The sequence below is a fragment of the Streptomyces sp. HUAS 31 genome (assembly GCF_028198125.1).
Lineage (GTDB): Bacteria > Actinomycetota > Actinomycetes > Streptomycetales > Streptomycetaceae > Streptomyces > Streptomyces chartreusis.
Genome location: NZ_CP116353.1, coordinates 1,980,783 through 2,006,004, shown reverse-complemented (window position 1 = coordinate 2,006,004; position 25,222 = coordinate 1,980,783). Strand labels below are relative to the sequence as shown.

Below are 25,222 nucleotides of genomic sequence, written 5' to 3'. Positions count from 1 at the left end.
GCTGCCACGCGAACGCCGCATATCGGGCTATTCGGCTTGCGTGGCGTCCGGTCACCCCGGAGGGTCGAAGCCATGAAGGGGATCAGCTACTCACGCTACGGCGGGCCCGAGACGCTCGCATACGGAGATGTGCGCGACCCGCGCGTCGGGCCCGACTCCGTGCTGGTGAAGGTGCGGGCGGCGGCGGTCAACCCGGTCGACTGGAAGTGCCGCGAGGGCTACCTGGACGGGCTGATCGAGCCGGTCTTCCCGGTGGTCCCCGGATGGGACGTCGCGGGCGTCGTGGTCCAGCCCGGCGCCTCCGTCACGGAGTTCGCCGTCGGCGACGAGGTCATCGGATACGTCCGCGAGGACTTCCTCTCCCGGGGCACCTTCGCCGAGTACGTCGCCGCTCCCGTGCGCACCCTCGCCCGCAAGCCCCGCAACCTCACCTGGGAGGCCGCGGCCGGACTGCCCCTGGTGGGGCTGACGGCGTACCAGGTCCTGACCGGGGTGCTCCAGGTCAAGCGGGACGAGACCGTCCTGGTGCACGCCGCGGCGGGCGGCGTCGGCTCGATCGCCGTCCAGCTGGCCCGCCATCTGGGTGCCCGGGTGATCGGCACGGCGAGCGAGCACAACCACGACTTCGTCCGCGGCCTCGGCGGCGAGCCCGTGGTGTACGGCGAGGGTCTGATGGAACGCGTGCGCGGGCTGGCCCCCGAGGGCGTGAACGTCGCCTTCGACACGGTCGGCGGCGACGCGCTCAAGGCGTCCGCCGATCTGCTGGCCCCCGAGGGCCGCCTGGTGTCGATCGCCGACCCCGACGTCGTGGACTACGGCGGCCGCTACTACTTCGTGCGCCCCGACGCCGCGGACCTGCTGCGGCTGTCCGAGCTGGCTGAGCAGGGCGTGGTGAGCGTCCATGTCTCGGAGACCTTCCCGCTGGAGCGGGCGGCCGACGCCCACCGGCTGAACCAGGAGGGCCGCACCCGGGGCAAGATCGTGGTCACCGTGGACTGGGACACGGAGGAGGCGTCGCCGCCGGACGGGCTGTGGCAGGAGCGCGAGCAGGCGGAATAGCGGGCGAGCGGTCGGGGCAGGGGCTCTCGGTTCAGCGGCGATGCCCCGCAGGCGGCCAGGGTCACCGACGGTTGGGACAGCGGAGGCGACGGCGCTGTACGGGCTGTGGCACGAGCCCGGGCGGACGGAGCAGCGGTCGGGGCGCCGGCGTCGGGGTGCTCTCGGAACAGCAGCGCTGCCTGCCGCGCGGTGCCCTCAGAACAGCAGTGCCGCCCCGCACGCGGCCAGGGCCACCGTGATCAGGACGGTCGCCGTGGCGTGCCGGGGTGCCAGTGCGGCAGGCCGGGGCGACGAGGAGAGGTCCCGGATGCGCCGGTGCGCGAGGGCCAGGAAGCCCAGCCACAGCCCGCAGCACAGGGCGCTTACGAGGCCTCCCGCCACCGAGACCCCGCCGTGCAGCGCGGTCTTCATCGCGAGCACGGCGGCGACCGTGCCGGCCAGCGTCGTACGGCGCCACGCGAGGCGCGTCCGCTCGGGCTGGAGCCCGGGGTCCCGCACCGGCTCCGCCGCCGAGGCGCTCATCCCTCCCACCCGACGAGCACGACGACCACCATCGCCACGGCCACGACGGCGACCACGAGGCTCAGCATCGCCGGGAACCGCGACACCGGCAGGTCCTCACCCCGGCGCATCGCCCGCTCGCAGCGAACCCAGTGATTTACCGCGCGCAGGGAGCACAGCACGCCGGCCGCGAGCAGCGCGAGCGCCAGGCCGACGCGCCAGCCCCAGCGCAGGTCCGGCAGGAACTGGTCGACGGCGAAGCCACCGCCGATGAGGGCGAGCGCGGTACGCAGCCAGGCCAGGAAGGTGCGCTCGTTCGCCAGCGAGAATCGGTAGTCGGGGGTGCCGCCCTCCTGGCGCACCTCCTGCGGCGCGAACCACAGCCGGACGTTTCGCACGAACTCGCTCACATGCCCGACCCTATCCGGGCGCTCCGCCGCGGGCTTCGCCGGATCCGCCCGCCGGGGGTCGGTGCTCAGTGGGCCGCCCGCAGGGCCTTGAGCCGCTCGTACGCGGCCAGCCCGTCCGGCACCCACGCCCAGTCCGTGAGCCGCCGCTCCACCTCGGCCTCGGGCAGGAAGTCGTACCAGGCGACCTCCTCCACCTGAGGGTTCACCGGCAGCTCGCAGCGCACCTCGTACACCGCCGACCACCAGGTCTGCCCGGCACCGTCGTCGTACAGGAACTTGAAGAGAAGTGTCGGCCGGGGCAGCCCGCTCACCCCGAGCTCCTCCTCGGCCTCGCGCAGGGCGGCCTCGTCGTACGACTCGCCCGCGCCGACCACCCCGCCGACGAACATGTCGTACCGCGAGGGGAAGACCAGCTTGGTGGGGGTGCGGCGGTGCACGAACAGGCGGCCCTCGGCGTCCCGTGCCTCGATGAAGACGCAGCGGTGGCGCAGCCCCTTGGCGTAGGCCTCGCCGCGCGGGGACCGTCCGATGACCCGGTCCTGTTCGTCGACGATGTCGAGGATCTCGTCAGCAGAGCTCATGGGGCCATCCAAGCAGGGGCGGCCCGGACGCGTTCAGGGCGTCTGCAGAGCCGGCGTGCGCTTCGGCTGGATGACTCCCGACGGCATCGCCCGGTGCGTGCCGAGCATGATGATGCCGACCACGATCCCGGCGAGTCCGGCCGCCTCCCAGGCCAGCGCGCCCGCGTCGGTGCGCAGCCGGTCGCCGAGGAAGCCGACGCCGCAGAGGATGCCGGCCAGCGGCTGGGCGGCGGTCAGGGCGGGCAGGGACATGCGCAGGGAGGCCGTCTCGAAGGCGCTCTGCACCAGGATCAGCCCGGTCAGACCGAGCGCCACCACGGCGTACGGCTGCCAGCCGGTGAGGACCTCGGCCATGCCGCCCTCGGCGAACCGCTCACCGGTCACCCGGGTCAGGGCGTCCTGCACGCCGTACAGGAGACCGGCCGCGGTCGCCAGCAGGGCGGGGCCCGAGCTGAGACGGGAGCGCTTGGCGTACGCGGTGAGAAGCAGGGCCACGCCGACCATGAGGCCGATGATCAGCCAGTGCCGCATGGGGTCGCTGGTGGCTGTGCCGCCGGTCGGCTGGCCGGCCACGATGAAGGCCGTCACACCGCCCGCGAGCAGCGCGAGGCCGGTCCAGCCCTGGCGTCCGAGGGGCTGCTTGGTCTGGCGGCGGGAGAGCATCAGCGCGAACAGCAGGTTCGTCGCGAGCAGGGGTTCCACCAGGGAGATCTCGCCCTGGCCCAGCGCCATCGCGCCCAGGGCCATGCCGACCACCATCAGGCCGATGCCGCCGAGCCAGCGCGGCACCTTCATCAGGTCCAGCAGGATCCGCGGCGAGAGGAAGTCGCTGAGCGGAGCCTTCTGGGCCGCGTTCTGCTGGAGGACGAAACCGAATCCAAGACAGCAAGCGGCGGTCACGGCGAGTATCAGGATCTGGAGCGACACGCTGCGTACCTCGAATCCTGCCGGGCTGGGACGGGGTGCGTTAAGGGCCGACTGTAGCGGCCCCTGGCCCGGCGTGCGCGTTCCACCATCGTGCGATGTCCAAACGGACCTCGCCATGACGTACGCCACACACAACGAACAAATCCGGCATTGTGGACAGGTTGAATGCCGCAACTGCCTCATCAGTAACACTAGTTGACGCGTGTAACGCGTCGACGGCACTTGACGCGCACCCTTGGCGGGGGGTTTGCTGCGAGTGATCGCTTGATGACAGTCCACGATTTGCTCACAACAGGACCCAAGACGGTGTCCCCACCACCTCCTCTGGGCCGCGGCCGAAAGCGCGCTGCCCACGCCTACGACGCGGCCCTCGACGACGCCGAGCTCGCCGCCGCCCGCACCGCCCTCGCCCAGGGCAGGTGGCAGACGGCCCGCTCGCTGCTCGCCCGAACCGGCGACGAGTGGGACCGCAGGGGGCACCGCGTGACCGTCCTCGCCCGGGAGCAGTACTGCGTCCCCTGGACCCGCGACTGGCTGCTCGCCGAGCCCGACTCCGTGGACGCCGCCGTCCTGCTGGCCCTCGCCCAGGTGCAGCGCGCGCTGCGCGGCAAGGAGAAGCCGACCCGCGCCCGTGAGGCCTGCCATGCCGCCGCCGCGCTCGCGCCCGCCGACCCCACGCCCTGGCTGGGCCTGCTCATGCTGGAGAAGGCTCTGGGTGCCGAGCCCGAGGTGCGCCGCCTCTTCGCCGAGGTCCGCGCCCGGTACGCCGACCACCACCACGCCCACCACCTGATGATCGCCCGGCTCGCCGAGCACCAGTCCGGCACCGGCACCGACCCGCTGCACGAGGTCTACGACTTCGCCAACGCGGCCGCGGAACGGGCGCCCGCCGACTCCCCGCTCGCCGTCCTGCCGGTCATCGCCCACGCCGAGCGCTACCGAGTCCTCGCGGCTGCGGGCCACGAACCGCGGGACGCGGCCGCCTCCGGGCACTGGACGGGCCGCCGGGCCCGCCAGGTGATGCGGGCCGCCTTCGACTGGTGGCTGGAGTGGGAGCAGGAGGGCCACCCGCGCCGGCTGATCGACCTGAACTTCCTCGCCCACGCCAAGGTGTGCGAGGGGAGGGGTGCCGAGGCCGCCGCCCTCTTCCACCGCATCGGCGAACACGCCACCCCGTCGCCGTGGTCCTACCCCGACCGCGATCCGTACCCCGCCTTCCGCACCGCCCGCGACACCGCGCTCGGCACGGCCTAGGGCTCGCGGGGAGCCGCTCGACATCGCCCGACCAAGACGCACCGCCCCGACGAACACGCACCGACACCGACCGCACACCAGCGCCCCCGACCCGACGAAGGACGGTCATTCGATGACGACGGGCAGTTCCAGCACGAGCAGAGCCACCGCCGGCGGCGGCATCAGTACGTTCAAGGGACAGGACCGCGCCCTGCGCGCCGACCGGCTGGGCACCACGGGCCTGCTGCTGTCCGTGCTCGCCGCCACCGCTCCCCTCATGGTCGTCGCGGGTGTCATGCCCACGACTTTCGGGGTGATGGGGGTCCTCGGCCAGCCGCTGCTCTTCGTGATCCTCGGCGTCGTCCTCGCCCTGTTCAGCGTCGGGTACGCAGAGATGAGCCGCCACGTCCACAACGCGGGCGCGTTCTACGCCTACATCTCCCGCGGCCTCGGCGGCACCGCCGGCGCGGGCGCCGCGATGGTCGCGCTCGTCGCCTACAACGCGCTCCAGGTCGGCATCTACGGCATCTTCGGCTTCGAGGTCTCCGGGCTGTTCGCCACCTACCTCGACACCGAGATCGCCTGGTGGATACCGGCGCTGCTGGCGGTGCTCGCCGTAGGCGCGCTCGGCTGGCTGAAGATCGACCTCAACGCGCGCGTGCTCGGCGTGCTGCTGATCATCGAGGTCGTCCTCGTGGTCATCTTCGACGTCGCGGCCATCGCCGACCCGGCCAAGGAAGGTCTGTCCCTGCACGCCTTCAACCCGGACACCCTCAGCGGCGCGGGCATCGGCACCGCGCTGTGCTTCTGCGTCGCCGCCTTCCTCGGCTTCGAGCAGGCCCCCGTCTACGCCGAGGAGACCAGCCGCCCGCACGTCCTCGTGCCCCGCGTGATGTTCCTGGCCATCGGCGGCATCGCCGTCTTCTACACGATCAGCTGCTGGGCGTACACCGTCGCCGCGGGCCCCTCGGCGATCGTGGGCACCGCGCAGGACCAGAGCGCCGGGCTGCTGTTCTTCCTCACCGAGGACCTGCTCGGCAACACCTTCACCGACGTGCTGCACGTGCTCTTCGTGACCGGCATGTTCGCGGCGATGCTCAGCTTCCACAACGTCGTCGCCCGCTACGCCTTCGCCATGGGCCGCGAGGGCCTGCTGCCCGCCGCGTTCGGCCGCACCAGCGGCGCGAGCGGCGCCCCCGGCACGGGATCGCTCCTCCAGACCGCGATCTCCCTCGTGGTCGTAGCCGTCTTCGCCCTCACCGACGACAGGCCGACCGGCGACCCGACCGCGCCGGTGCTGCACCTGTTCACCTGGATGGGCAACCTCGGCGCGCTGGGCGTCGCCGCGCTGATGGCCGCCGCGTCGGTCTCCGTCATCGCCTTCTTCGTGCGCCGCGGGGCCGTCACCGCCCAGTTCTGGCGGCTTGCCGCCTCCGGGCTCTCGGTCGTCGGGCTGCTGTTCATCGTCGTCTACACCGTCAAGGACTTCGACGTCCTGATCGGCGCGGGCCCCGACTCCGCCCTCAGCTGGGCGCTGCCCGCCGTCATCGTCCTCGCCCTGGCCGCCGGCGTCGCCCAGGGTCTGCTCCTGCGCTCCCGCGCCCCCGAGCGGCACGCCCGCATCGGGCTCGGCAACGAGGCGTTCCAGCTGGACAAGGCGGCGACGCAGACGCCGTAGCCGCGCGCCCGGCCCGCAGCCGTGTGAGAACCGCGAGCCGCGTAAGAACTGATTACGGAACTCTGACGAGCACCCGCGATCCCTGGCCCCGCCGGGGTCGCGGGTGTTCGAATGAAGAGGTGAACCCCGAACAGCCCGCGCCGCGCGACGAGGAACCGGGCGAGGGGAAGGGCAGGCCGATCGGCCGCCGCGTCCTCCTCGGCACCCTCGGCCTGGGCGTCCTCGGCGTCGTCACCGCGCCCACCCTCCAGCGCGGCCTGGAGTCCTTCCTCGCCGGCGCCTCCGACAAGGACCCCACCGGCCTGACGGACCTGCTGCCCAACGGCGGCGGCTTCCGCTACTACTCCGTGACCTCCTCCGTACCCCGCAAGACCGCCACCACCTACCGCCTCACCGTCGACGGCCTCGTCGACCGCCCCGGGTCCTACACCCTCGCCGACCTGCGCGCCCTGCCGCAGACCCGGCTGGTGCGCGACGTCCAGTGCGTCACCGGCTGGCGGGTCCCCGGCACGCCCTTCGAAGGGGTGCGCCTGTCCCGGCTGCTGGACGCCGCGGGAGTGCGCGAGGGAGCCGGCGCGGTCCGCTTCACCTGTTTCGACGGCGCCTACAGCGAGAGCCTCACCCTCGACCAGGCCCGCCGCGCGGACGTCCTGGTCGCCCTGCGCATGCAGGACAAGGACATCGGCCACGCCCACGGCGGCCCCGCCCGCCTCTATGTCGCCCCCATGTACTTCTACAAGTCCGCCAAGTGGCTCTCCGGCATCACCGTCACCAAGGACGTGAAGCCGGGCTACTGGGAGGAACGGGGCTACGACGTCGACGCCTGGGTCGGCCGCTCGAACGGACGCGACGATGAGCCTACGACTTGACGCCCCCGGCACGGCCACCGGCGTCCGGCGCTTCGGCCGTGCCACGCGCTGGGTGCACCGCACGACGGCCGTGCTGATGGGCGTGTGCGTGGCGACGGCGGCCTGCCTGTACATCCCGCAGTTCGCCGAACTCGTCGGCCGCCGCGAGCTGGTGGTCCGTATCCACGAATGGGCCGGCCTCGCCCTGCCGGTGCCCCTCCTGGCCGGCCTCGCCTCCCGGCTGTTCCGCGCCGACCTGGGCTTCCTCAACCGCTTCGGCCCGCACGACCGCGTCTGGCTGCGGGCTGCCGTGCGGCGCGACAAGCGGCGGTCCGCACGTCCGGCGGGGAAGTTCAACGCCGGGCAGAAGATCTACGCGGCCTGGATCGCCGGTGCGACGCTGGTGATGCTCGGCACCGGCCTGATCATGTGGTTCACGCATCTCACGCCCCTTCAGTGGCGCACCAGCGCGACCTTCGTCCACGACTGGCTGGCTCTCACGATCGGGATCGTTCTCGCCGGCCATATCGGGATGGCGCTGGGGGACCCGGAGGCCCGCCGCGGTATGCGGACCGGCCTGGTCAGCCGGGAGTGGGCCGAGCGGGAGCACCGGCTGTGGCGACCATGACGGGTGCCCAGAGGGACGGGGCGGCTTGTGTGTGCGGGTTCGTTGTGGCTGGTCGCGCAGTTCCCCGCGCCCCTTGGGGGGTGGGTGGACCGTCGGTTGCTTCGTCGGGGGCGTTCGGCTCGGGCAGGGCGACCGTGAAGGCCATCGGCAGCCGGACCTCGGTGCCGCCGTACCGTACCGCCACGTCCACCGGGCCCGGCGCCAGTGCCGGTACGACCACCGACAGCACCCCTCGATCTGTGAGCACCGGTACCTCCCGACCTCCGATGCTCACGCCTCCATCGCTCGCCAGTTCGGCCGGGTCGAAGTACGTGTCCGCCAGCTCGATGCCGATCGTCTCGCCCGGTATCGCCGTTCCGTCTCCGCCCGTGTCCACCCCGGCGATCCGGTAGTCGCAGGCAGGCGGGCCGCCCGACGCGGGCTTCAGCCGCACCGAGGCTCCGGGATGCCGTCGATGGAAGTCGAGCAGCCCGCCGAGCACGGCATGCGCGGCCCGTCCCTTGCAGGAGTCGCCACCGCCCGCCGACGCGGCACCGTCCCTGACCGCCTGCGCCCAGTCGCCGCCCTCGCCCTGCACCGCGAGACACGCGGAGGCCAGGCCCCGCAGCAGGGCACGGTCGGCGTCGGTGGTGAGCCGGGGGACCACGCCGAGGGCGGCCCGGCAGTCGGCGGGGTCGCTCAACAGGTCGTACACGCTCGCCGGGTCGGGGACGCCGTCGGCGTCCGGCGAGGCGGGGCCGGGCGGCAGCCAGCCGGGGACTTCGAGAACCTTCCGGCTCACGGAGGGGCGAGGGGAGGGGCTCGGGGGGTCGCTCGGAGTGCGGCCGACCGGAGGAGCGAGGGGCGTGCCCGTGACCGCGGGTGCGCCGATGTGCCCGTCGGGTCGCTGTTTCGGCGGGACGGAGGAGTTGCCGGCCGGGTCGGTCGGCGGCCTCGCGGCGCCTGCCGTCGGTCCGGCGGTGACGACGGTGCCTCCGCCGCCCCTGCCGTCCGCCGTGCCGCGCCCGTCACCGGTGAAGGCCGCGGCGGCCACCGCCACCGCCCCTACGACCAGCAGCCCCGAGATGCGCATCCCGAGGGAAACCGCCATGACGCCCCCCGTAGTCCTCGCCCCCGGAGGCCGTCACCGCCTTCGAGAGTCTCCTCATCATCGGGTCCGCGGCGCTCCCGGGGAAGGCGCTTCAGCTGATCGGCGGGGCGAGTTCGGGCCCGCACGGATCACGGACCGGGCAACCGGAAGCCGGACCGGTCAGCCTTCGAAGTCCAGCAGCACCTTGCACGACCGGCTTCGGTCGGCCGCCAGTGCGAACGCCTCCTCGGCCCGCCGCACCGGCACCACAGCGCTGACCAGCCCGTCGAAGGAGCCCTCGACGGCCAGCAGTTCCAGCGCCGCGTCGAACTCCGTGTCGAAGCGGAACGCCCCGCGCAGCTCGATCTCCCGGCTCACCACGAGGTTGCCCGCAAACGGACTCTGCCCCGGCGGCAGCATCCCCAGCTGCACCACGACACCGCCCCGCCGCACCAGCCGCAGACAGGTGTCCAGCCCGGCGGCCACCCCGGACGCCTCGATCGCCACGTCCACCTCGGCGGGCCACCCGGCATCGTCCGGCTCGTCGGCCCGTACGACGGTGTCGGCACCGGCGGCACGGGCGTACTCCAGCGCCGCAGGCAGCAGGTCCGTCACCGTCACCCTCGCCGCGCCGGCCGCCTTCGCCGCCGCGACCACCAGACACCCGATGGGCCCGGCGCCGGTGACCAGGACATGCCTGCCGGCCATGTCCCCGGCCCGCCGCACGGCGTGCAGCGCGACGGACAGCGGCTCGGCGAGCGCCGCCCGCCGCAGGTCGAGGCCGGGCGGGAGCGCCCGCAACTGGTCGGCGGGAACGACGACTCGGGCCGCGAATCCGCCCTGTACGTGCGGGAAGCGTGCCGCGCTGCCGAGATAGCGCGTGTCCCGGCAGACGTTGCGCCGCCCGTCCACGCACTCCGGGCAGCGGCCGCAGGGCGTGGCGGGGTGGACCGCGACGGCCGTACCGGAGAGGGGGCCCGACGCCCCGTCGCCGTACGCGACGACCGTCCCGACCACCTCGTGCCCGAGCAGCATCGGCTCCCTGAGCCGGAAGTCGCCGACCCCGCCGTGCCGCCAGTAGTGCAGGTCGGAGCCGCAGACCCCGCCGTACCTGACGGCCACCAGCGCCTGTCCGGGGCCCGGGAGCGGCACCGGGAGTTCCTCGACCCGCAGGTCGCCCTGACCGTGGATCACACAACCGAGCATCCCTCGGGCCTCCTTCACAGCACGCTGGTCATGCCGCCGTCGACGTACAGCACCTGCCCGCCGACGAAGTCCGCGGCCGGGGAGGCGAGGAAGAGCAAGCCGCCCACCAGGTCCTCGGTGCGTCCCCAGCGTCCGGCCGGGGTGCGGCGGCGCACCCAGGCGCTGAACTCCTCGTCCTCGACGAGTGGCCGGGTCAGCTCGGTCTCGATGTAGCCGGGGCCCAGGCCGTTGACCTGGACGCCGTAGGGGCCCCAGTCGGCGCACATGCCCTTGGTGAGCATCTTCAGGGCGCCCTTGGTGGCCGCGTACGGCGCGATGCCGGGGCGGACCACCTCGCTCTGGAGGGAGCAGATGTTCACGATCTTTCCGTGGCCGCGTTCCGTCATCCGGCGGGCCGCCTCCCGGCCCACCAGGAACGCGCTGGTGAGATTGGTGTCCAGGATGCGGTGCCAGTCCGCGTCCCCGAACTCCAGCAGGGGCGCGCGCAGTTGCATTCCCGCGTTGTTGACCAGGATGTCGAGCGGGCCCACCCGCTCCTCGACGTCCGCGATCCCGGCGGCCACCGACGGGCCGTCGGTCACGTCGAACGCGGCCGTGCGGACGTCGCCGGGGAGTTCCCCGGCGGCCTTCGCGAGGCGTTCCGCGTCGCGTCCGTTGAGGACGACCGTGCAGCCGGCCTCGGCCAGACCGCGGGCGAGCGCGAGGCCGATGCCCCGGCTGGAACCGGTGACCAGGGCCGTGCGGCCGCTGATGTCGAAGAGCGGGTGGCTCATGGGCATACCCCTAGATCACGAGCGAGAGCAGCAGGACCAGACCGCCGGCGACCACCGAGATGATCGTCTCCATGACGGACCAGGTCTTGACGGTCTGTCCGACGTTCAGGCCGAAGTACTCCTTCACCAGCCAGAAACCGGCGTCGTTGACATGGCTGAAGAACAGCGAGCCGGCGCCGATGGCGAGGACCAGCAGGGCCGCGTGCGTCGTCGACATGTCGGCCGCGAGCGGGGCGACCAGACCGGCCGCGGAGACCGTGGCCACCGTCGCCGAGCCCGTCGCCAGCCGAATCGCGACCGCGATCAGCCAGGCCAGCAGCAGCGCCGGGATCGACCAGTCCTTGGAGATGTCCAGGACCATCTGGCCGACGCCGGTGTCGATCAGCGTCTGCTTGAAGCCGCCGCCGGCGCCCACGATGAGCAGGATGCCCGCGATGGGGGCGAGGCTCTTCTCGACCAGCGGCGAGATCCGCTCCTTGCTGAAGCCCGCGGGCCTGAGCAGGGTGAAGATGCCGACGAGCACGGAGGCCAGCAGCGCGATCAGCGGCGAGCCGATGACGTCGAAGACCCGCTGGACGGTGTTCTCCGGGTCGTCGACGACTATGTCGACCAGGGCCTTGGAGAGCATCAGGACGACGGGCAGCAGGATGGTCGTGAGCGTGGCGCCGAAGCCGGGCCGCTTCTCCAGGTCCTCCGAGACACGCTGCGGAATCATCCGGTCCGGAGCCGGTACGTCCACCCAGCGGGCCGCGTACCGCGAGAACAGCGGACCGGCGATGATCACCGTCGGGATGGCGATGAGGACGCCGAGCGCCAGCGTCACACCCAGGTTGGCGCCGATCGCGTCGATGGCGACCAGCGGGCCAGGGTGCGGCGGTACCAGACCGTGCATCACCGACAGGCCGGCGAGTGCGGGGATGCCGATGCGCATCAGCGAGTAGTTGCCGCGCTTGGCGACCATCAGCACGACGGGGATCAGCAGTACGACGCCGACCTCGAAGAACAGCGGCAGACCGATCACCGAGGCGATCAGCACCATCGCCCAGGGCATCGAACGGCCGCTCGCCCTGGCGAGGATGGTGTCGACGATCTGGTCGGCGCCGCCGGAGTCGGCGAGCATCTTGCCGAGGATCGCGCCGAGCGCGATCAGCACGCCCACGCCGGCGACGGTGGTGCCGAGACCGGTGGTGAAGCTGACGATGACCTTGTCGAGCGGTGCCCCGGCGAGCGCGCCGAGCACCAGCGAGCCGAGGGTCAGCGACAGGAAGGCGTGGAGCTTGAACTTGGTGATGAGCAGGACGATGACGGCGATGCCCACCAGGACGGCGACACCGAGCTGAGCGTGGCCGGCCGAGGTGATGGGCTCGACGGTGTCCGCTGCCAGCATCTCGACGCTGAGTCTGGTCACGGGGGTTCCCTTGCAGATACGGGGGTTGGGGAGGGGGTGCTGCCGTGGGGGGTGTCCGGCGGCTGCCGGGGGTGTAGCGGGGGTGGTGCGGGTTACGCGGCCGACTCGGGAATCCCGCTCAGCGCTTCGACTGCCCGTTCGGTGATCTCCTCGGGGCTGCCTGCGACATCCACCGCGACCCCGGCCTCGTCGGCCTGGAGCGGCTGGAGCGTGGCGAACTGCGAGTCCAGCAGCGCGGTCGGCATGAAGTGCCCCTGCCGGTGCGCCATCCGGTCCTCGATGAGGGCCCGGTCGCCGCTGAGGTGCACGAACACGACTCCGGGCGCCTCGGCCCGCAGCCGGTCACGGTACGACCGCTTCAGTGCCGAGCAACTGACCACCCCGCCGAGCCCGGCCCGTTCGTGCGCCCAGGTGCCGATGGCGTCGAGCCAGGGCCACCTGTCGTCGTCGTCGAGCGGGACGCCGGCCGACATCTTGGCGATGTTGGCCTGCGGGTGGAAGTCGTCGCCCTCGGCGTAGGGGACGCCGAGCCGGGCGGCGAGCAGGGGACCGATGGTGGTCTTCCCGGTGCCCGCGACGCCCATGACCACGACGACATGGGGGGTACTCATCGCTGCCTCACTGTCTGCTGTCCTCGTCGACACGTGATGTCGACGCCCATGAAACGCATTAGGTACGACGAATTCAAGAGTGTGTGATGTATAAGTCTGACTTTTTAAGATCGTGATCCACCGCGTACGCTGAGTGCATGACCACTCCGGGCCGGGGTCTGCACGGCCATGTACTGGAAACACTCGGCCCCGCGATCACCGCCGGCGAGTACCCGCCGGGCAGCGTCCTGCGCACCGACGAACTGGCGCAGCGCTTCGATGTGTCCCGCTCTGTGATGCGCGAGGCGGTCCGCGTCCTGGAGTCCATGCACCTGGTCGAGTCCCGCCGCCGCGTCGGCGTGACGGTCCGCCAGAAGTCCGAGTGGAACGTCTACGACCCCCAGGTCATCCGCTGGCGGCTGGCCGGCGCCGACCGCCCCCAGCAGCTGCGCTCACTCACGGTCCTGCGCTCGGCGATCGAACCGGCCGCCGCCGGCCTCGCCGCCAAGCACGCCACCGCCGAGCAGTGCGCCGAACTCACCGAGTGCGCCCTCGGCATGGTCGCCCACTCCCGCGGCCACCAGCTGGAGGGCTATCTGATCCACGACGTGGCCTTCCACCGCGTCGTCCTGAACGCCTCCGGCAACGAGATGTTCGCGCGCCTCGGCGACGTCGTGGCCGAGGTCCTCACGGGCCGCACCCACCACGAGATCATGTTCGAGGACCCCGACCCCGCCGCCGTCACCCTCCACGTGCAGGTCGCCGAGGCGATCCGCGCCGGCGACGCCGCCCGAGCGGAACACCTGACCCGCGAGATCACGGTCGGCGCACTCCAGGAGCTGGACATCCTGGCGCCGTGACCCGCGGTGGTCAGTCCAGGAACTCCCCGTCCACGTACACCCAGGCCCCGTCCACCCGCTCGAACCGGCTGCGTTCGTGCAGGGAGCCGCCCCGGTAGGAGGCTCGGAAGGTCACCGTGGCCGTGGTGTGGAACGCCGAGCCGTCCGTCGTGGCGAGGATCTCCAGGCCGGTCCACCGCATGCCGGGATCGAGGTCCAGCCGGGCGGGACGCGTCCGTGGATGCCAGGTGCGCAGCAGGTACGCCGGATCGCCCTTGACGAAGGCGCTGTAGCGCGAGCGCATCAGCGCCTCGGCGGTCGGCGCGGCCGCGGCACCGGAGTGGAAGCGGCCGCAGCACTCGCCGTAGGACGCGGGCAGGCCGCACGGGCAGGAACGCGTGGTCATGCGCGCCATTGTGCTAGCCCGCCGCCCGTGTCTCGGCCCCCGGCAGCGGCGGCAGCGCGGGTCCGTGCAACCACGCCCGCAGCAGCTCGTCCACCGGCTCGCTCGCGAAGCGGGCCACATGGGACGTGAACGCCGCCGTCGTCACCGTGCCGCCCCGGTGCAGCTGACCCCAGCCGCGCAGCATGCGGAAGAAGGCGATGTCGCCCAGCGCGCAGCGCACCGCGTGCAGGGTCAGCCCGCCGCGCTCGTAGAGCCGGTCGTCGAACATCGCCTTGCGGCCCGGGTCGGCCAGCCGCAGGTCCTGCGGCATCGACGACAGCAACCGGTGCGCCGCGGAGGCGAGTTGCTGCGCCGTCCGCCCGCCCGAGCGCTCCGACCACAGCCACTCCGCGTACTTCGCGAGCCCCTCGTTCAGCCAGATGTGCCGCCAGTCCGCGATGGACACGCTGTTGCCGAACCACTGGTGCGCCAGCTCGTGCGCCACCAGCCGCTCCGAACCCCGCGCCCCGTCCACATGGTTGGCGCCGAACAGCGACAACCCCTGTGCCTCGACGGGCACATCGAGTTCCTCCTCGGTCACCACGACCGCGTACTCGTCGAACGGGTACGGCCCGAACAGCTCCTGGAAGACGTCCATCATCTGCGGCTGACGCGCGAAGTCCCGCGAGAAGTCCGCCAGCAGATGCGCCGGGATGTGCCCGTGCTGCGGCACCCCGCCCAGCCCCGGGTCGCCCAGCAGCACCGTCTGGTACTTCCCGATCGACAGCCCGACGAGATAGCTGGACGTCGGCGCGGCCTGCTCGTAGACCCAGGTGGTGGTGCTCGCCTTGGTCGTCCGCGTCAGCAGCCGTCCGCCCGCGACCACCGCGTACGCCGACGGCGTGGTGATCGAGATCTGGTACGACGCCTTGTCGGCCGGCCGGTCGTTGCACGGGTACCACGACGGCGCCCCGATCGGCTGGCTCGCCACCAGCGCCCCGTCCTCCAGCTCCTCCCAACCGACACCGCCCCACGGGCTGTTCACCGGCTTGGGATTGCCCGACCAGTGCACCTCGACCGTGAAGGCGGCCCCGGCCCGGACCGGCTTCGCCGGGCGCACCCGCAGCCTGCCGCCGCGGTGGGTGTAGTGCGGCTGGCGCCCGTCCACCCGGATCCGCCCGATCTTGAAGTCGGCGAGGTTCAGCACGAACTCGGCCAGCGGCGAGCGCCCCGCGATCGCGTTGATACGGGCCGTCCCCGACAGCCGGTTCGGGCCCGGGCGGTAGTCCAGCGCCAGCTCGTACCGGTGCACCCGGTAGCGGGGATCGCCGTGCTCCGGGAAGTACGGGTCCGCGCCCGCCGCCTGCTGAACTGCCACTGCCGTCTGTGCTCCCTGCGCCTTGCCGCTGCCACTCCGTGCCGGTCCACCGCTCTGCGGCCCGGGGCGGGCCGAGCTCAGGGACGCCATGCCTCGATCGGGTTGCCCAGCCAACGGGTGTCGTCAGGGACGGACTCCGCAGCCATGACGAGCGACGCGGGACCCAGAGTCGTGCGGGCCCCGATCGCGCTGCCGGGCAGGACGATCCCGCCAGGACCCAGCGTCGCGCCCTCACGGAGGACCACAGTATCCGTCCGCAAGATCCGGTCGTGGAAGAGGTGTGTCTGGAGCACACAGCCCCGGTTCACGGTCGCGGCGTCCTCCAAGGTCACCAGGTCCGTCTCCGGCAGCCAGTAGCTGTCCACCCACACGCCCTTGCCGATCCGCGCGCCGAGCCCCCGCAGCCACGCCGTCATCACCGGCGTACCCGGTACCGAGCCCGCCAACCACGGCACGGCGAGCACCTCGACGAAGGTGTCGGCAAGCTCGTTGCGCCACACGAAGGACGACCACAGCGGATGCTCCCCGCTGCGGTGCCGCCCCACGAGCAGCCACTTCGCGACGATCGACACCAGGCCGGCGGCGGCACCCGCCGTGAGCAGCACCAGCCCGGACAGCAGCGGCGCCCAGGTGCCCAGCACACACAGCGCGGCGACCGTCAGCACCGCGATGCCCGCCGAGCAGAACACCGGCACGATCCGGCACAGCTCCACCAGACCGCGCGCCCACAGCAGCCGGGCCGGCGGGTCGTACGTCCGGCTCTGGTCGCCGTCGGACGCGGCACGCGGCAGCTTGACCGGCGGCAGCCCCAGATACGAGGTGCCCTTCTTGGCCTTCTTCGGCGTCGCCGACAGCACACCGACCAGCCCGCCGTCCGGCACGGTCCGCCCGGGCCCGGTCATCCCCGAGTTCCCGAGGAACGCCCGCCGCCCGATCTCCGCGCGCCCGATCCGCATCCAGCCGCCCCCGAGCTCGTACGGCGCGGTCAGCGTGTCGTCGGCCAGGAACGCGCCCTCGCCGACCGTCGTCAGACTCGGCAGCGCGAGCACCGTGGAGACCTCGGCGCCCCGCCCGATCCGCATCCCGAGGAGCCGCAGCCACACCGGTGTGGCCAGCCCGGCGTACAGCGGGAACAGGGTGTCGCGGGCCCGGTCCATCAGCTGCGTGACGGTCCAGGCCTGCCAGCCGACCCGGCTGTGCGTGGGATGAGTCCCCTCGCGCAGCCCGAGGCTCAGCAGCCGTACGGAGATCAGGATCAGCAGCGCGTACGCCGCCCCGAAGGCGAGCGTCGCCGGTACGAGGGCCAGCGCGGCGCCTGCCAGGGGCGAGCCCGGCGTGAAGAACACCCGGCCGACGAGGAACGCGGCCGCACCCGCCAGCACGGGCAGCGCGCTCAGCGCGAAGCCGGTCAGGCCGTACATCACGCGCCAGTACGTGCCGCGCCGCGGCCGGTCCTTGGGCCAGTTGCGCTTGGCCTTTCCGAGCTTGATCGCGGGTGCGCCCGCCCAGCGCTGCCCGGTCGGGACCTGCCCGGTCACCGCCGAGCCGGGCGCCACCTCGGCCCGCTTGCCGACCCGGGCACCCGGGAAGAGCATGCTGCGGGTGCCGACGACGGCGTGCGCGCCGACCTTGACCGAGCCGATCTCCAGCCGGTCCCCGTCCAGCCAGTACCCGGACAGGTCCACCTCGGACTCGACCGCGGCGCCGCGCCCCAGCTTCAGCAGCCCGGTGACCGGCGGCAGCGAGTGCAGGTCCACCTCGGGCCCGACCTTGGCGCCCAGCGCCCGCGCGTACCGCTCCAGCCAGGCCCCGGTCAGCGAGGTCGCCCCGCTGAACTCGGCCAGCCGCTCGGCGGTCCACAGCCGCAGATGCACACCGCCACCGCGCGGGTACCGGCCCGGCTTCACGCCCCCCAGCAGCAGCCGTGCCCCGCCGGCGGCCAGTGCGAGCCGCCCCGGCGGGCTGAACAGCGCCACCGCCCCGGCCGCGAGCAGCCACCAGGGCGCGGTCGGCAGCCACCCGTAGGCGGGCAGCAGGTTCCCGAGCGCGGCCAGCACGACCGTCCAGCGCAGGCCGAGCAGCGTGAACAGCGGAACGAGCAGCAAGAGCTGGATCAGCTGCGCACTCCGGGGCACCGGCGCGACGATCCGCTCCGCCCCGTCGTCGTGCGCGGACTCCTCCAGACGCCGCGCCAGCTTGCGCAGCACCGGCTGCTGGTAGATGTCCAGGACGGCCGAGCTCGGATAGCGCGTCCGCAGCCGCGTCGTCAGCTGCGCGGCGGCCAGACTGCCGCCGCCGATCGCGAAGAAGTCGTCGGAGGCACTGGTGACGGGGATACCGAGGACCTCGGTCCACTGCTCCGCCAGCCATGCCTCGGTGCCGTACAGATGCTCCGCAGGACCGCCCGTCTCCAGGCCCTCCAGCGGCCAGGGCAGCGCGCCCCGGTCCACCTTGCCCGAGGTGCGGGTCGGCAGGTCGTCCACCGGCGCCAGCAGCGGCACCAGCGCGGCCGGCAGCTCCGCCCGCAGCTTCTCCACCGCGGTCGCCTGGTCCCAGCCGTCCTGGGTGACGACGTACCCCACGAGAAGCTGGTTGCCGCTGCGGGCGGTCCGCACGGCGGCCGCCGCACCGGCGACACCGGGCAGCGCCTGGAGCGCGGCATCCACCTCGCCGAGCTCGATCCGCCGCCCGCCGAGCTTGATCTGCTCGTCGGCCCGCCCGAGGAAGACCAGCCCCTCCGGCTCCGCCTTGACGAGGTCACCACTGCGGTACGCCCGCTCCCAGCCCAGCGACTCAAGCGGGGCGTACTTCTCCGCGTCCTTCTCGGCATCGAGATACCGGGCGAGACCGATTCCGCCGATCACCAGCTGCCCGCTCGCACCCATCGGCACGGGCTCACCGGCCTCGTCCACGACGGCCAGCTCCCAGCCGTTCAGCGGCAGCCCGATCCGGATCGGTTCCTTGCCGCTCATCAGCGCCGCGCAGGCCACCACGGTCGCCTCGGTGGGCCCGTAGGTGTTCCAGACCTCACGGCCCTCGGTCACCAGCCGCTGTGTCAGCTCGGGCGGGCAGGCCTCACCGCCGAAGATCAGCAGTCGTACGTCGTTGAGGGTCTCCGGCTCCCAGAGCGCGGCGAGCGTGGGCACGGTCGACACGACCGTGATCTCCTGCTCCACCAGCCACGGCCCGAGATCGGCACCGCTCCTGACCTGCGAACGCGGCACCGGCACCAGACAGGCGCCGTACCGCCAGGCCAGCCACATCTCCTCGCAGGACGCGTCGAACGCGACCGACAGGCCCGCCATGACCCGGTCGCCGGGCCCGATCGGCTCCTCGGTGAGGAACAGCGCGGCCTCGGCGTCCACGAACGCGGCGGCACTGCGGTGCGAGACGGCGACGCCCTTCGGCTTCCCCGTCGAGCCGGACGTGAAGATGATCCAGGCGTCGTGTCCTACACCGGGGCGTGCGGCGGGAACGTCACTGCGGGAGTGCACGGTCAGCTCGTGCCCGGCGCCCACGACGGCCCGTACGTCCGCCTCGCCGAACACCAGCTCGGCCCGCTCGTCCGGGTCCTCGGCGTCCACCGGGACATAGGCGGCGCCGGCCGCGAGCACGGCGAGGATCGCGACGTACAGGTCGTTGGTGCCGGACGGCACCCGCACGCCCACCCGGTCCCCGAGCCCGACCCCGGCCGCGCCCAGCGCGCGCCGCAGCCGCTCCACCTCGACCGCCAGCTCCCGGTAGGTCAGGCCGGTCGTGCCGTCGTCCAGCGCCGGCTCGTCCGGGAAGGAGCGCACCGACGCGTCGAAGACGTCGACGAGGGTGCGCGAGGAGGCCGCGGGGCCTCCGGAGAAACGGGCGGTGTCGCCGAACTTCTCGCGGAGTTCTTCGTCGAGCAGACCGAGAGCATCGCTCTCGTGTATCGCTGCCATCCGGTCCTCGCGTCTCGATCCCGGATGCCTCCGGGGCGCTGGCGGGCCCGCAGGTTTGCCTGGGGTTGTCCGGCTCCAGCTCCGTAACAAGCCGGAAATTTTAGTACGACGCTAGGTTCAGGGTCGGGGAACGGCCATTCGGAGCACCCGTTCGAGGCTACTCCGGAGCCCGGCGAACCCACGCTGACCTGGTGATCTTCGATCGAAGGAGACATCGCCCACACAGTGCGTGACAACGCGGTCGACGCAGCGTCCGGATGGCCCATTCCGGGATGCCGGGATCCCCGCGTTCGGCGGGAATGGACTTGAGCCGCGGCGGGTCGCGGCCGGTGTCCCGATGCCGGAGGGCGGATGACGAACCCACCACAGGGAAGTCGCGCGACCAGGATCCTGCGGAGCACGGCCTCGGCGGTACTGATCGTCCTCGCGTGCATTCTGGTCCCTGTCACCGTGATCACGGTGTGGGTGCACGACATCGCCCTCGACACCGACCGCTACGTCAAGACGATGAAGCCGCTCGCCACCGACCGAGACATCGAGGACGCCGTGCGCCACCGGCTCGTCGACGCGGTGGACGTCCGTGTGAACGGCAAGCAGGTCACCTCCGACATCTCCGACTGGCTGAAGTCGCAGGGCCTGCCGCCCCGCGCTGCCGACGCCGTCAAGGCGCTGGCCCCGCAGGTGGACGAGGCCGTGAACGCCGCCGCGGACCGGGTGGCGAAGCGCTTCGTCGAGAGTGACCGGTTCGAGAAGCTGTGGGTCACCGCGAACCGGACCGCCCACTCGGCCGTGGTGCACGCCCTCACGGGCAAGGGCCGCGGGGCCATCGGCGTCGAGGAGGGCACCGTCACCCTCGACGTCGGAACCGCCGTGGAGCAGGTCAAGAAGGACCTGGTGAACGCCGGTATCCAGCCGGCTTCCAAGATCCCGGCCGTCGAGAAACAGGTGGTCCTGTTCAAGTCCGACAAGCTCGACCAGTTCCAGGACGGGGCACGCGCACTGGACCTGGCCGGCTACTGGATGCCGGTGATCACCGTGCTGCTCGGGGCGTTGGGCGTCCTGCTGGCCCGCCGACGCCGCCGCGCCCTGGCGAAGGCGGCCCTCGGAGCGGCCTTCGGCTGTCTCGTCGTGGCCATCGCCCTCGTGGTCGCCCGCCGCTACTACCTGGACCATCTGCCGCCGACGGTCCTGTCCGAGCCGGCCGCCGCGTCCGTCTTCGACACCCTTCTGCGCTTCCTGAAGGTCACCCTGCGGACCGTGATCGTGCTCGGCGTGGTGGTCGCCCTCGGCGCCTACTTCGTCGGCCCCGGGCGGCTGCCGCGCGCTGTGCGCGGCTGGGCCGAGCAGGGCGCGGACACCACGGCCGGATGGGCGGGCTCGCACGGTGTCACCACGGGCCGGGTCGGCACCTGGACCGAGGCCAACCGCAAGTGGCTCACCGTGGGCGTCCTGCTGCTGATCACGCTGGTGTTCGCGCTGTGGAACAACCCCACGGTCCTGACGGTCGTGGTCCTGGTGATCATCCTGCTCGTGGCGCTCGGGGTGATCGCCCTGCTCGCGGCCGACGGCCGCGGCAACGCCGAGGGAACCCCGGAAAAGCAAGAAACCCCTGGTTGACAGGGGTTTCAGCTGGTGTCCGAGGGGGGACTTGAACCCCCACGCCCGATAAAGGGCACTAGCACCTCAAGCTAGCGCGTCTGCCATTCCGCCACCCGGACAAGGTGTCTGTCGTGCGGGGTTTCCCCCGCGGCGACAGAGGAAACATTACCAGGCTTTCGAGGGGTGCCCGATCACCCCCCGTCGCGACGTGAACGGCGTGTGACGGGTCGCGGCCGGTCTTGGGCAGGGCCGTGGTCGGGGGGGAGGATGAGGGGGACCACCAGCAGCGACCGCGCGGAAGGAAGCAGCGTGAGCGACACGGACACGGCCAGGGGCGTCACCGGCGAGGACGAGGTCGTGGACCTCTGCCGCGAGCTGATCCAGATCGACACCAGCAACTACGGCGACCACTCGGGACCCGGAGAGCGCAAGGCGGCCGAGTACGTCGCCGAGAAGCTCGCCGAGGTGGGCCTCGAACCGCAGATCTTCGAGTCGCACCCGGGGCGCGCCTCCACGGTGGCCCGCATCCAGGGCGAGGACCCCTCCAGGCCCGCACTGCTGATCCACGGCCACACCGACGTCGTACCGGCCAACGCCGACGACTGGACCCACCACCCCTTCTCGGGCGAGGTCACCGACGGGTGCGTATGGGGGCGTGGCGCCGTCGACATGAAGGACATGGACGCGATGACCCTGGCGGTCGTCCGTGACCGGCTGCGCAGCGGGCGCAGGCCCCCGCGGGACATCGTCCTCGCGTTCCTCGCCGACGAGGAGGCCGGTGGCAAGTTCGGCGCCCGCTTCCTGGTCGACAAGCACCCGGACCTCTTCGAGGGCGTCACCGAGGCGATCAGCGAGGTGGGCGGCTTCTCGTTCACGGTGAGCGAGCAGCGGCGGCTCTATCTGATCCAGACGGCCGAGAAGGGCATGCACTGGATGAAGCTGACCGTGGCCGGCACCGCCGGGCACGGCTCGATGATCCACCGGGACAACGCGATCACCGAACTGTCGGAGGCGGTCGCGCGCCTGGGCCGGCACAAGTTCCCGGTGCGGGTCACCAAGACCACCCGGGCCTTCCTCGACGAGCTCGGCGACGCCCTCGGCACCGAGCTGGACCCGGAGAACATGGAGGGCACCCTCGCCAAGCTCGGCGGCATCGCCAAGCTCATCGGCGCGACCCTCAGCAACACGGCCAACCCCACCCAGCTCGGCGCCGGCTACAAGGTCAACGTCATCCCCGGCGAGGCCACCGCCCATGTCGACGGCCGCTTCCTGCCCGGCTTCGAGGAGGAGTTCCTCGCCGACCTCGACAAGATCCTCGGCCCCGAGGTCAGGCGCGAGGACGTGCACTCCGACAAGGCAGTCGAGACGAGCTTCGACGGGGCCCTCGTGGACGCCATGCAGTCCGCGCTGGTCGCCGAGGACCCGGCCGCGAAGGCGATCCCCTACATGCTCTCCGGCGGTACGGACGCCAAGTCCTTCGACGACCTCGGAATCCGGGGCTTCGGCTTCGCCCCGCTGAAGCTGCCGCCGGAGCTGGACTTCGCGGGCATGTTCCACGGCGTCGACGAGCGGGTGCCCGTGGACGGGCTGAAATTCGGGGTCCGTGTACTCGACAGGTTCATCGACGCGTCCTGAAGGGGCCCGCCGTTACAACCATCCAGTAATCGTCCAGACGTACTGGCCGTGACTGGCGAGAGTGAACACGCTCATAGGGTCGTAGCCCTATTAGTTCCTCCTCGTTACAGGTGATGCGATCAGCTACTTGAGATCGCATTGCCAACAAGGAGGAATAATGATCAAGAAGGTCGTCGCCGCTGCGGCTGCCACCGGTGGGCTGGTTCTCGCGGGCGCGGGCCTGGCCGTCGCCGACTCGGGTGCCCAGGGTGCCGCGGTGCACTCCCCGGGTGTCCTGTCCGGCAACGTGGTCCAGGTTCCGGTTCACGTCCCCGTGAACGTCTGCGGCAACACGATCTCGGTGATCGGGCTGCTGAACCCCGCCTTCGGCAACACCTGCATCAACAAGTGACGTTGTGCCTCGCCCCGTGATTCGGGGCTGAGCCCGTCGGCCCCGGAGCGCGCGCCATGCGCTCCGGGGCCGACCGGCCTTTCGGACGTCGGTCGAATTCCGACGTCGTCCTTTCGGAACAACGTCGAAGGCAGGTAATCAGCAAATGCGACAGGTCACCCGCAAGGGCCTGATGACCGTGGCGGCCGCGACCGGCGTCATCGCCGCGGCGGGCGGCACGGCCCACGCGACCGGCGCGGGAGCACACGGCTCCAGCGTGAGTTCGCCCGGCGTGCTGTCGGGCAACACTGTGCAGGTACCGGTGGACGTGCCGGTCAACGTCTGCGGCAACACCGTGAACGTCGTCGGCGTGCTCAACCCGGCGGCCGGCAACAAGTGCGCCAACGGGGGCGGCCACGGCGGCTCCAACGGCGGTGGGGGCTCGTCCTCCGACGGCCACGCCAGTGACTCGCCCGGCGTCGGCTCCGGCAACCACGTCGAGGTGCCGGTCCATGTACCGGTCAACGTGTGCGGCAACAGCGTCGACGTCATCGGGATCGGCAACCCCAGCGCGGACAACGACTGCGGCAATGGCGGCGGTCACAACTCGCCGGGCGAGCCGGGCAACCCCGGCAATCCGGGGAACCCCGGTAACCCGGGAGAGCCCGGAAATCCGGGAGAGCCGGGGAATCCGGGAGAGCCGGGGAATCCCGGTAACCCTGGAAATCCCGGTGAGCCCGGTAACCCTGGGAACCCCGGAAACCCGGGCAATCCGGGGAACCCCGGTAACCCGGGGGAGCCGAACCAGCCCGGTACCCCGAGCACGCCGCCCGGAACCGGCGGCGAGACTCCGGACGGTGGCTCCTCGAACCCGAACAAGCCGGGCGCGCACTTCGTCACCCAGCCCCGGGGCGACGCGGAGCTCGCCCAGACCGGCAGTGACCTGCCGCTGGGCCTCGTCCTCCCGGTGGGCGCGGGTGCGCTGCTGGCGGGAGCGGTGCTGTACCGCAAGGCACGGCCGTCGCAGTAGGGCGGCCCGCCAGGAGGCTCTGACCTCCGGTACGAACGGAGCGGGCCCCGCATCGGCGGGGCCCGCTCCATATGTATCCTGTCCGGCGCCCTAGCTCACCACGTGGCCCGCACCTGCCGGATGATCCGGCGGCGCAACCGCACCCTGCGGCTTCCGTCCCGCAGCAGGCTCAGGCGGTCCAACTCCCAGTGTCCGTACTCGGCATGGTCCGTCAACAGGCGTGTCGCGTCCTTGCGGGAGACCCCGCGAGGTACGTACACGTCGACAAATTCGTATTCCGGCATCGCATCTATTGTGCGGGCTGGGGCCCGGTACGGATAGCGTCTGCACTATGTCTGATGCTGTGCAGCCCACCGCTGCCGAGGTACGCGCCGCCGCCGAGGCGGTCAAGACCGCGCTCGACCGCCATCTGGCCGCGGTCGAACGCCGGTCGGGGGAGGACGACCCGGCCGTCTACGAGGCGTTCAACCAGCTGGCCGCGGCCGCCGAGACCTACGACGAGCTGCTCTACGACCGCTACGACGAGGTCACACCCTTCGAGATCCCCGGTACGGAGGACGCTCTGCCGCCGTACACGGGCCCCGAGGAACCGAACGCGCTGAGCGTGCTGATCCGCCGCGACTACGCCGTGGCGGAGCCGCAGCGGCTGCTGGCACAGGCCCAGCGGGTCGAGGCGGCGGACTACGACGAGGGTGCGGACGGCGAGGCCTCCGGCACGGTGCACGGGGCGCTGGGCATCCTGTTCGGCGAGTTCGAGCCGGACGAGATCGCCTCCCGGCACAAGGAGTTCGGCCTGGAGGAGGGTGACTCCACGCTCTGGGTGACCGCGGCGGACGACCAGACCGATCCCGGCGAATGGCTGGAGGCGCCCTTCGAGGGGGTCGACCCGCAGCGGGTGGTCTGCCGCTTCGACGTCAGCACGGTGTTCGACGACGACCTCGACGACGAGGACACGGCCGGCGGCACCCGCAGGCGGCTCACGGCGGACTCCGACGGGGACATCGAGGACGAGCTGGACACCGACCTCGACGAGGACGACCTCGAACCCATGGACGCGGATCGCTGACCCACGGCTGAGGCTGCCCGGGCGGCGGCGGTCACGGAGCCGATGCTTCCGTGACCGCCGCCGTCGCGCGTCGGGCG

24 protein-coding genes and 1 tRNA gene are annotated in these 25,222 nt (G+C 71.9%); 11 read left to right on the top strand and 14 right to left on the bottom strand.

The window, feature by feature from the left end; all coding sequences use genetic code 11:
- The first annotated feature begins 72 nt into the window (after window positions 1-72).
- Entirely contained in the window at window positions 73-1,059 is a 987-nt protein-coding gene (locus tag PGH47_RS08730; protein WP_271662936.1) for an NADP-dependent oxidoreductase, read from the top strand.
- A 195-nt stretch (window positions 1,060-1,254) separates the two neighbouring features.
- Here PGH47_RS08730 and PGH47_RS08725 read toward each other — a convergent pair whose 3' ends face one another.
- The 4 genes from PGH47_RS08725 to PGH47_RS08710 form a co-directional block, all read right to left on the bottom strand.
- A complete protein-coding gene (locus PGH47_RS08725) occupies window positions 1,255-1,581 on the bottom strand; it encodes a DUF202 domain-containing protein (RefSeq protein WP_107909218.1) in 327 nt (108 codons plus the stop codon).
- Window positions 1,578-1,970 carry a YidH family protein gene (locus PGH47_RS08720; RefSeq protein ID WP_269642889.1) on the bottom strand — a complete coding sequence of 131 codons (393 nt, stop codon included), beginning with the start codon at window positions 1,968-1,970 and terminating at the stop codon, window positions 1,578-1,580. The genes PGH47_RS08725 and PGH47_RS08720 overlap by 4 nt, the downstream gene beginning before the upstream one ends.
- 65 nt (window positions 1,971-2,035) lie before the next feature.
- Entirely contained in the window at window positions 2,036-2,551 is a 516-nt protein-coding gene (locus PGH47_RS08715) for an NUDIX domain-containing protein (RefSeq protein WP_271662935.1), read from the bottom strand.
- A 33-nt stretch (window positions 2,552-2,584) separates the two neighbouring features.
- Window positions 2,585-3,478 (bottom strand): DMT family transporter, encoded by an 894-nt coding sequence (locus PGH47_RS08710; protein WP_125526415.1) that lies wholly within the window; start codon window positions 3,476-3,478, stop codon window positions 2,585-2,587.
- A 306-nt stretch (window positions 3,479-3,784) separates the two neighbouring features.
- On the opposite strand from PGH47_RS08710, the gene PGH47_RS08705 reads away from it, so the two are divergent.
- The 4 genes from PGH47_RS08705 to PGH47_RS08690 all read left to right on the top strand — a co-directional run bounded on the left by PGH47_RS08705 (window position 3,785) and on the right by PGH47_RS08690 (window position 7,865).
- Window positions 3,785-4,732, top strand: coding sequence for a hypothetical protein (locus PGH47_RS08705; RefSeq protein WP_271662934.1), 948 nt, complete (start codon window positions 3,785-3,787; stop codon window positions 4,730-4,732).
- Between the two features lie 112 nt (window positions 4,733-4,844).
- Window positions 4,845-6,389: an APC family permease gene (locus PGH47_RS08700; protein ID WP_271662933.1), complete on the top strand. Its 1,545-nt coding sequence runs from the start codon at window positions 4,845-4,847 to the stop codon at window positions 6,387-6,389.
- Between the two features lie 119 nt (window positions 6,390-6,508).
- Window positions 6,509-7,258, top strand: a complete 750-nt coding sequence (locus PGH47_RS08695; protein ID WP_107909224.1) for a molybdopterin-dependent oxidoreductase — start codon at window positions 6,509-6,511, stop codon at window positions 7,256-7,258.
- Entirely contained in the window at window positions 7,242-7,865 is a 624-nt protein-coding gene (locus PGH47_RS08690) for a cytochrome b/b6 domain-containing protein (protein WP_271662932.1), read from the top strand. The genes PGH47_RS08695 and PGH47_RS08690 overlap by 17 nt, the downstream gene beginning before the upstream one ends.
- Here PGH47_RS08690 and PGH47_RS08685 read toward each other — a convergent pair.
- From PGH47_RS08685 to PGH47_RS08665, 5 genes are all read right to left on the bottom strand, one after another.
- The gene (locus tag PGH47_RS08685) at window positions 7,819-8,955 is read right to left on the bottom strand and encodes a hypothetical protein (RefSeq protein ID WP_271662931.1); all 1,137 of its coding nucleotides are present in this window, start codon (window positions 8,953-8,955) and stop codon (window positions 7,819-7,821) included. The two genes, PGH47_RS08690 and PGH47_RS08685, sit on opposite strands and share 47 nt — an antisense overlap.
- Before the next feature lie 159 nt (window positions 8,956-9,114).
- On the bottom strand, window positions 9,115-10,140 hold the full coding sequence (locus PGH47_RS08680) for an L-idonate 5-dehydrogenase (RefSeq protein WP_271662930.1): 1,026 nt from the start codon (window positions 10,138-10,140) through the stop codon (window positions 9,115-9,117).
- Window positions 10,141-10,154: 14 nt separating this feature from the next.
- A complete protein-coding gene (locus tag PGH47_RS08675; RefSeq protein ID WP_107909228.1) occupies window positions 10,155-10,913 on the bottom strand; it encodes an SDR family oxidoreductase in 759 nt (252 codons plus the stop codon).
- A 10-nt stretch (window positions 10,914-10,923) separates the two neighbouring features.
- Window positions 10,924-12,321, bottom strand: a complete 1,398-nt coding sequence (locus PGH47_RS08670) for a GntP family permease (RefSeq protein WP_271662929.1) — start codon at window positions 12,319-12,321, stop codon at window positions 10,924-10,926.
- Between the two features lie 92 nt (window positions 12,322-12,413).
- A complete protein-coding gene (locus PGH47_RS08665) occupies window positions 12,414-12,932 on the bottom strand; it encodes a gluconokinase (RefSeq protein WP_271662928.1) in 519 nt (172 codons plus the stop codon).
- A 137-nt stretch (window positions 12,933-13,069) separates the two neighbouring features.
- Between PGH47_RS08665 and PGH47_RS08660 the strand changes: the two genes are divergently transcribed.
- Entirely contained in the window at window positions 13,070-13,771 is a 702-nt protein-coding gene (locus PGH47_RS08660) for a FadR/GntR family transcriptional regulator (protein WP_030952673.1), read from the top strand.
- A 10-nt stretch (window positions 13,772-13,781) separates the two neighbouring features.
- On the opposite strand, the gene PGH47_RS08655 is transcribed toward PGH47_RS08660, so the two are convergent.
- From PGH47_RS08655 to PGH47_RS08645, 3 genes are all read right to left on the bottom strand, one after another.
- On the bottom strand, window positions 13,782-14,156 hold the full coding sequence (locus tag PGH47_RS08655) for a YchJ family protein (RefSeq protein ID WP_271662927.1): 375 nt from the start codon (window positions 14,154-14,156) through the stop codon (window positions 13,782-13,784).
- Window positions 14,157-14,169: 13 nt separating this feature from the next.
- Window positions 14,170-15,513, bottom strand: a complete 1,344-nt coding sequence (locus PGH47_RS08650) for a M1 family metallopeptidase (RefSeq protein ID WP_271662926.1) — start codon at window positions 15,511-15,513, stop codon at window positions 14,170-14,172.
- Window positions 15,514-15,590: 77 nt separating this feature from the next.
- The gene (locus PGH47_RS08645) at window positions 15,591-19,445 is read right to left on the bottom strand and encodes a Pls/PosA family non-ribosomal peptide synthetase (protein ID WP_271662925.1); all 3,855 of its coding nucleotides are present in this window, start codon (window positions 19,443-19,445) and stop codon (window positions 15,591-15,593) included.
- A gap of 351 nt (window positions 19,446-19,796) precedes the next feature.
- Here PGH47_RS08645 and PGH47_RS08640 point away from each other — a divergent pair, with 351 nt between their 5' ends.
- Window positions 19,797-21,062 (top strand): hypothetical protein, encoded by a 1,266-nt coding sequence (locus PGH47_RS08640; RefSeq protein WP_271662924.1) that lies wholly within the window; start codon window positions 19,797-19,799, stop codon window positions 21,060-21,062.
- 13 nt (window positions 21,063-21,075) lie between these two features.
- Here PGH47_RS08640 and PGH47_RS08635 read toward each other — a convergent pair.
- A tRNA-Leu gene (locus PGH47_RS08635) sits at window positions 21,076-21,163 on the bottom strand.
- 190 nt (window positions 21,164-21,353) lie between these two features.
- Here PGH47_RS08635 and PGH47_RS08630 point away from each other — a divergent pair.
- The 3 genes from PGH47_RS08630 to PGH47_RS08620 all read left to right on the top strand — a co-directional run bounded on the left by PGH47_RS08630 (window position 21,354) and on the right by PGH47_RS08620 (window position 24,079).
- Window positions 21,354-22,679, top strand: coding sequence for a M20/M25/M40 family metallo-hydrolase (locus PGH47_RS08630; protein WP_271662923.1), 1,326 nt, complete (start codon window positions 21,354-21,356; stop codon window positions 22,677-22,679).
- A gap of 157 nt (window positions 22,680-22,836) precedes the next feature.
- Window positions 22,837-23,070 (top strand): chaplin ChpH, encoded by a 234-nt coding sequence (gene chpH / locus PGH47_RS08625; RefSeq protein ID WP_030954008.1) that lies wholly within the window; start codon window positions 22,837-22,839, stop codon window positions 23,068-23,070.
- 145 nt (window positions 23,071-23,215) lie between these two features.
- Window positions 23,216-24,079, top strand: a complete 864-nt coding sequence (locus PGH47_RS08620; protein WP_271662922.1) for a chaplin — start codon at window positions 23,216-23,218, stop codon at window positions 24,077-24,079.
- Between the two features lie 95 nt (window positions 24,080-24,174).
- Here PGH47_RS08620 and PGH47_RS08615 read toward each other — a convergent pair whose 3' ends face one another.
- On the bottom strand, window positions 24,175-24,363 hold the full coding sequence (locus PGH47_RS08615; protein WP_005485166.1) for a DUF5703 family protein: 189 nt from the start codon (window positions 24,361-24,363) through the stop codon (window positions 24,175-24,177).
- Window positions 24,364-24,410: 47 nt separating this feature from the next.
- Here PGH47_RS08615 and PGH47_RS08610 point away from each other — a divergent pair, with 47 nt between their 5' ends.
- Window positions 24,411-25,145 carry a hypothetical protein gene (locus PGH47_RS08610; RefSeq protein WP_271662921.1) on the top strand — a complete coding sequence of 245 codons (735 nt, stop codon included), beginning with the start codon at window positions 24,411-24,413 and terminating at the stop codon, window positions 25,143-25,145.
- The last annotated feature ends 77 nt before the right edge of the window (window positions 25,146-25,222 follow it).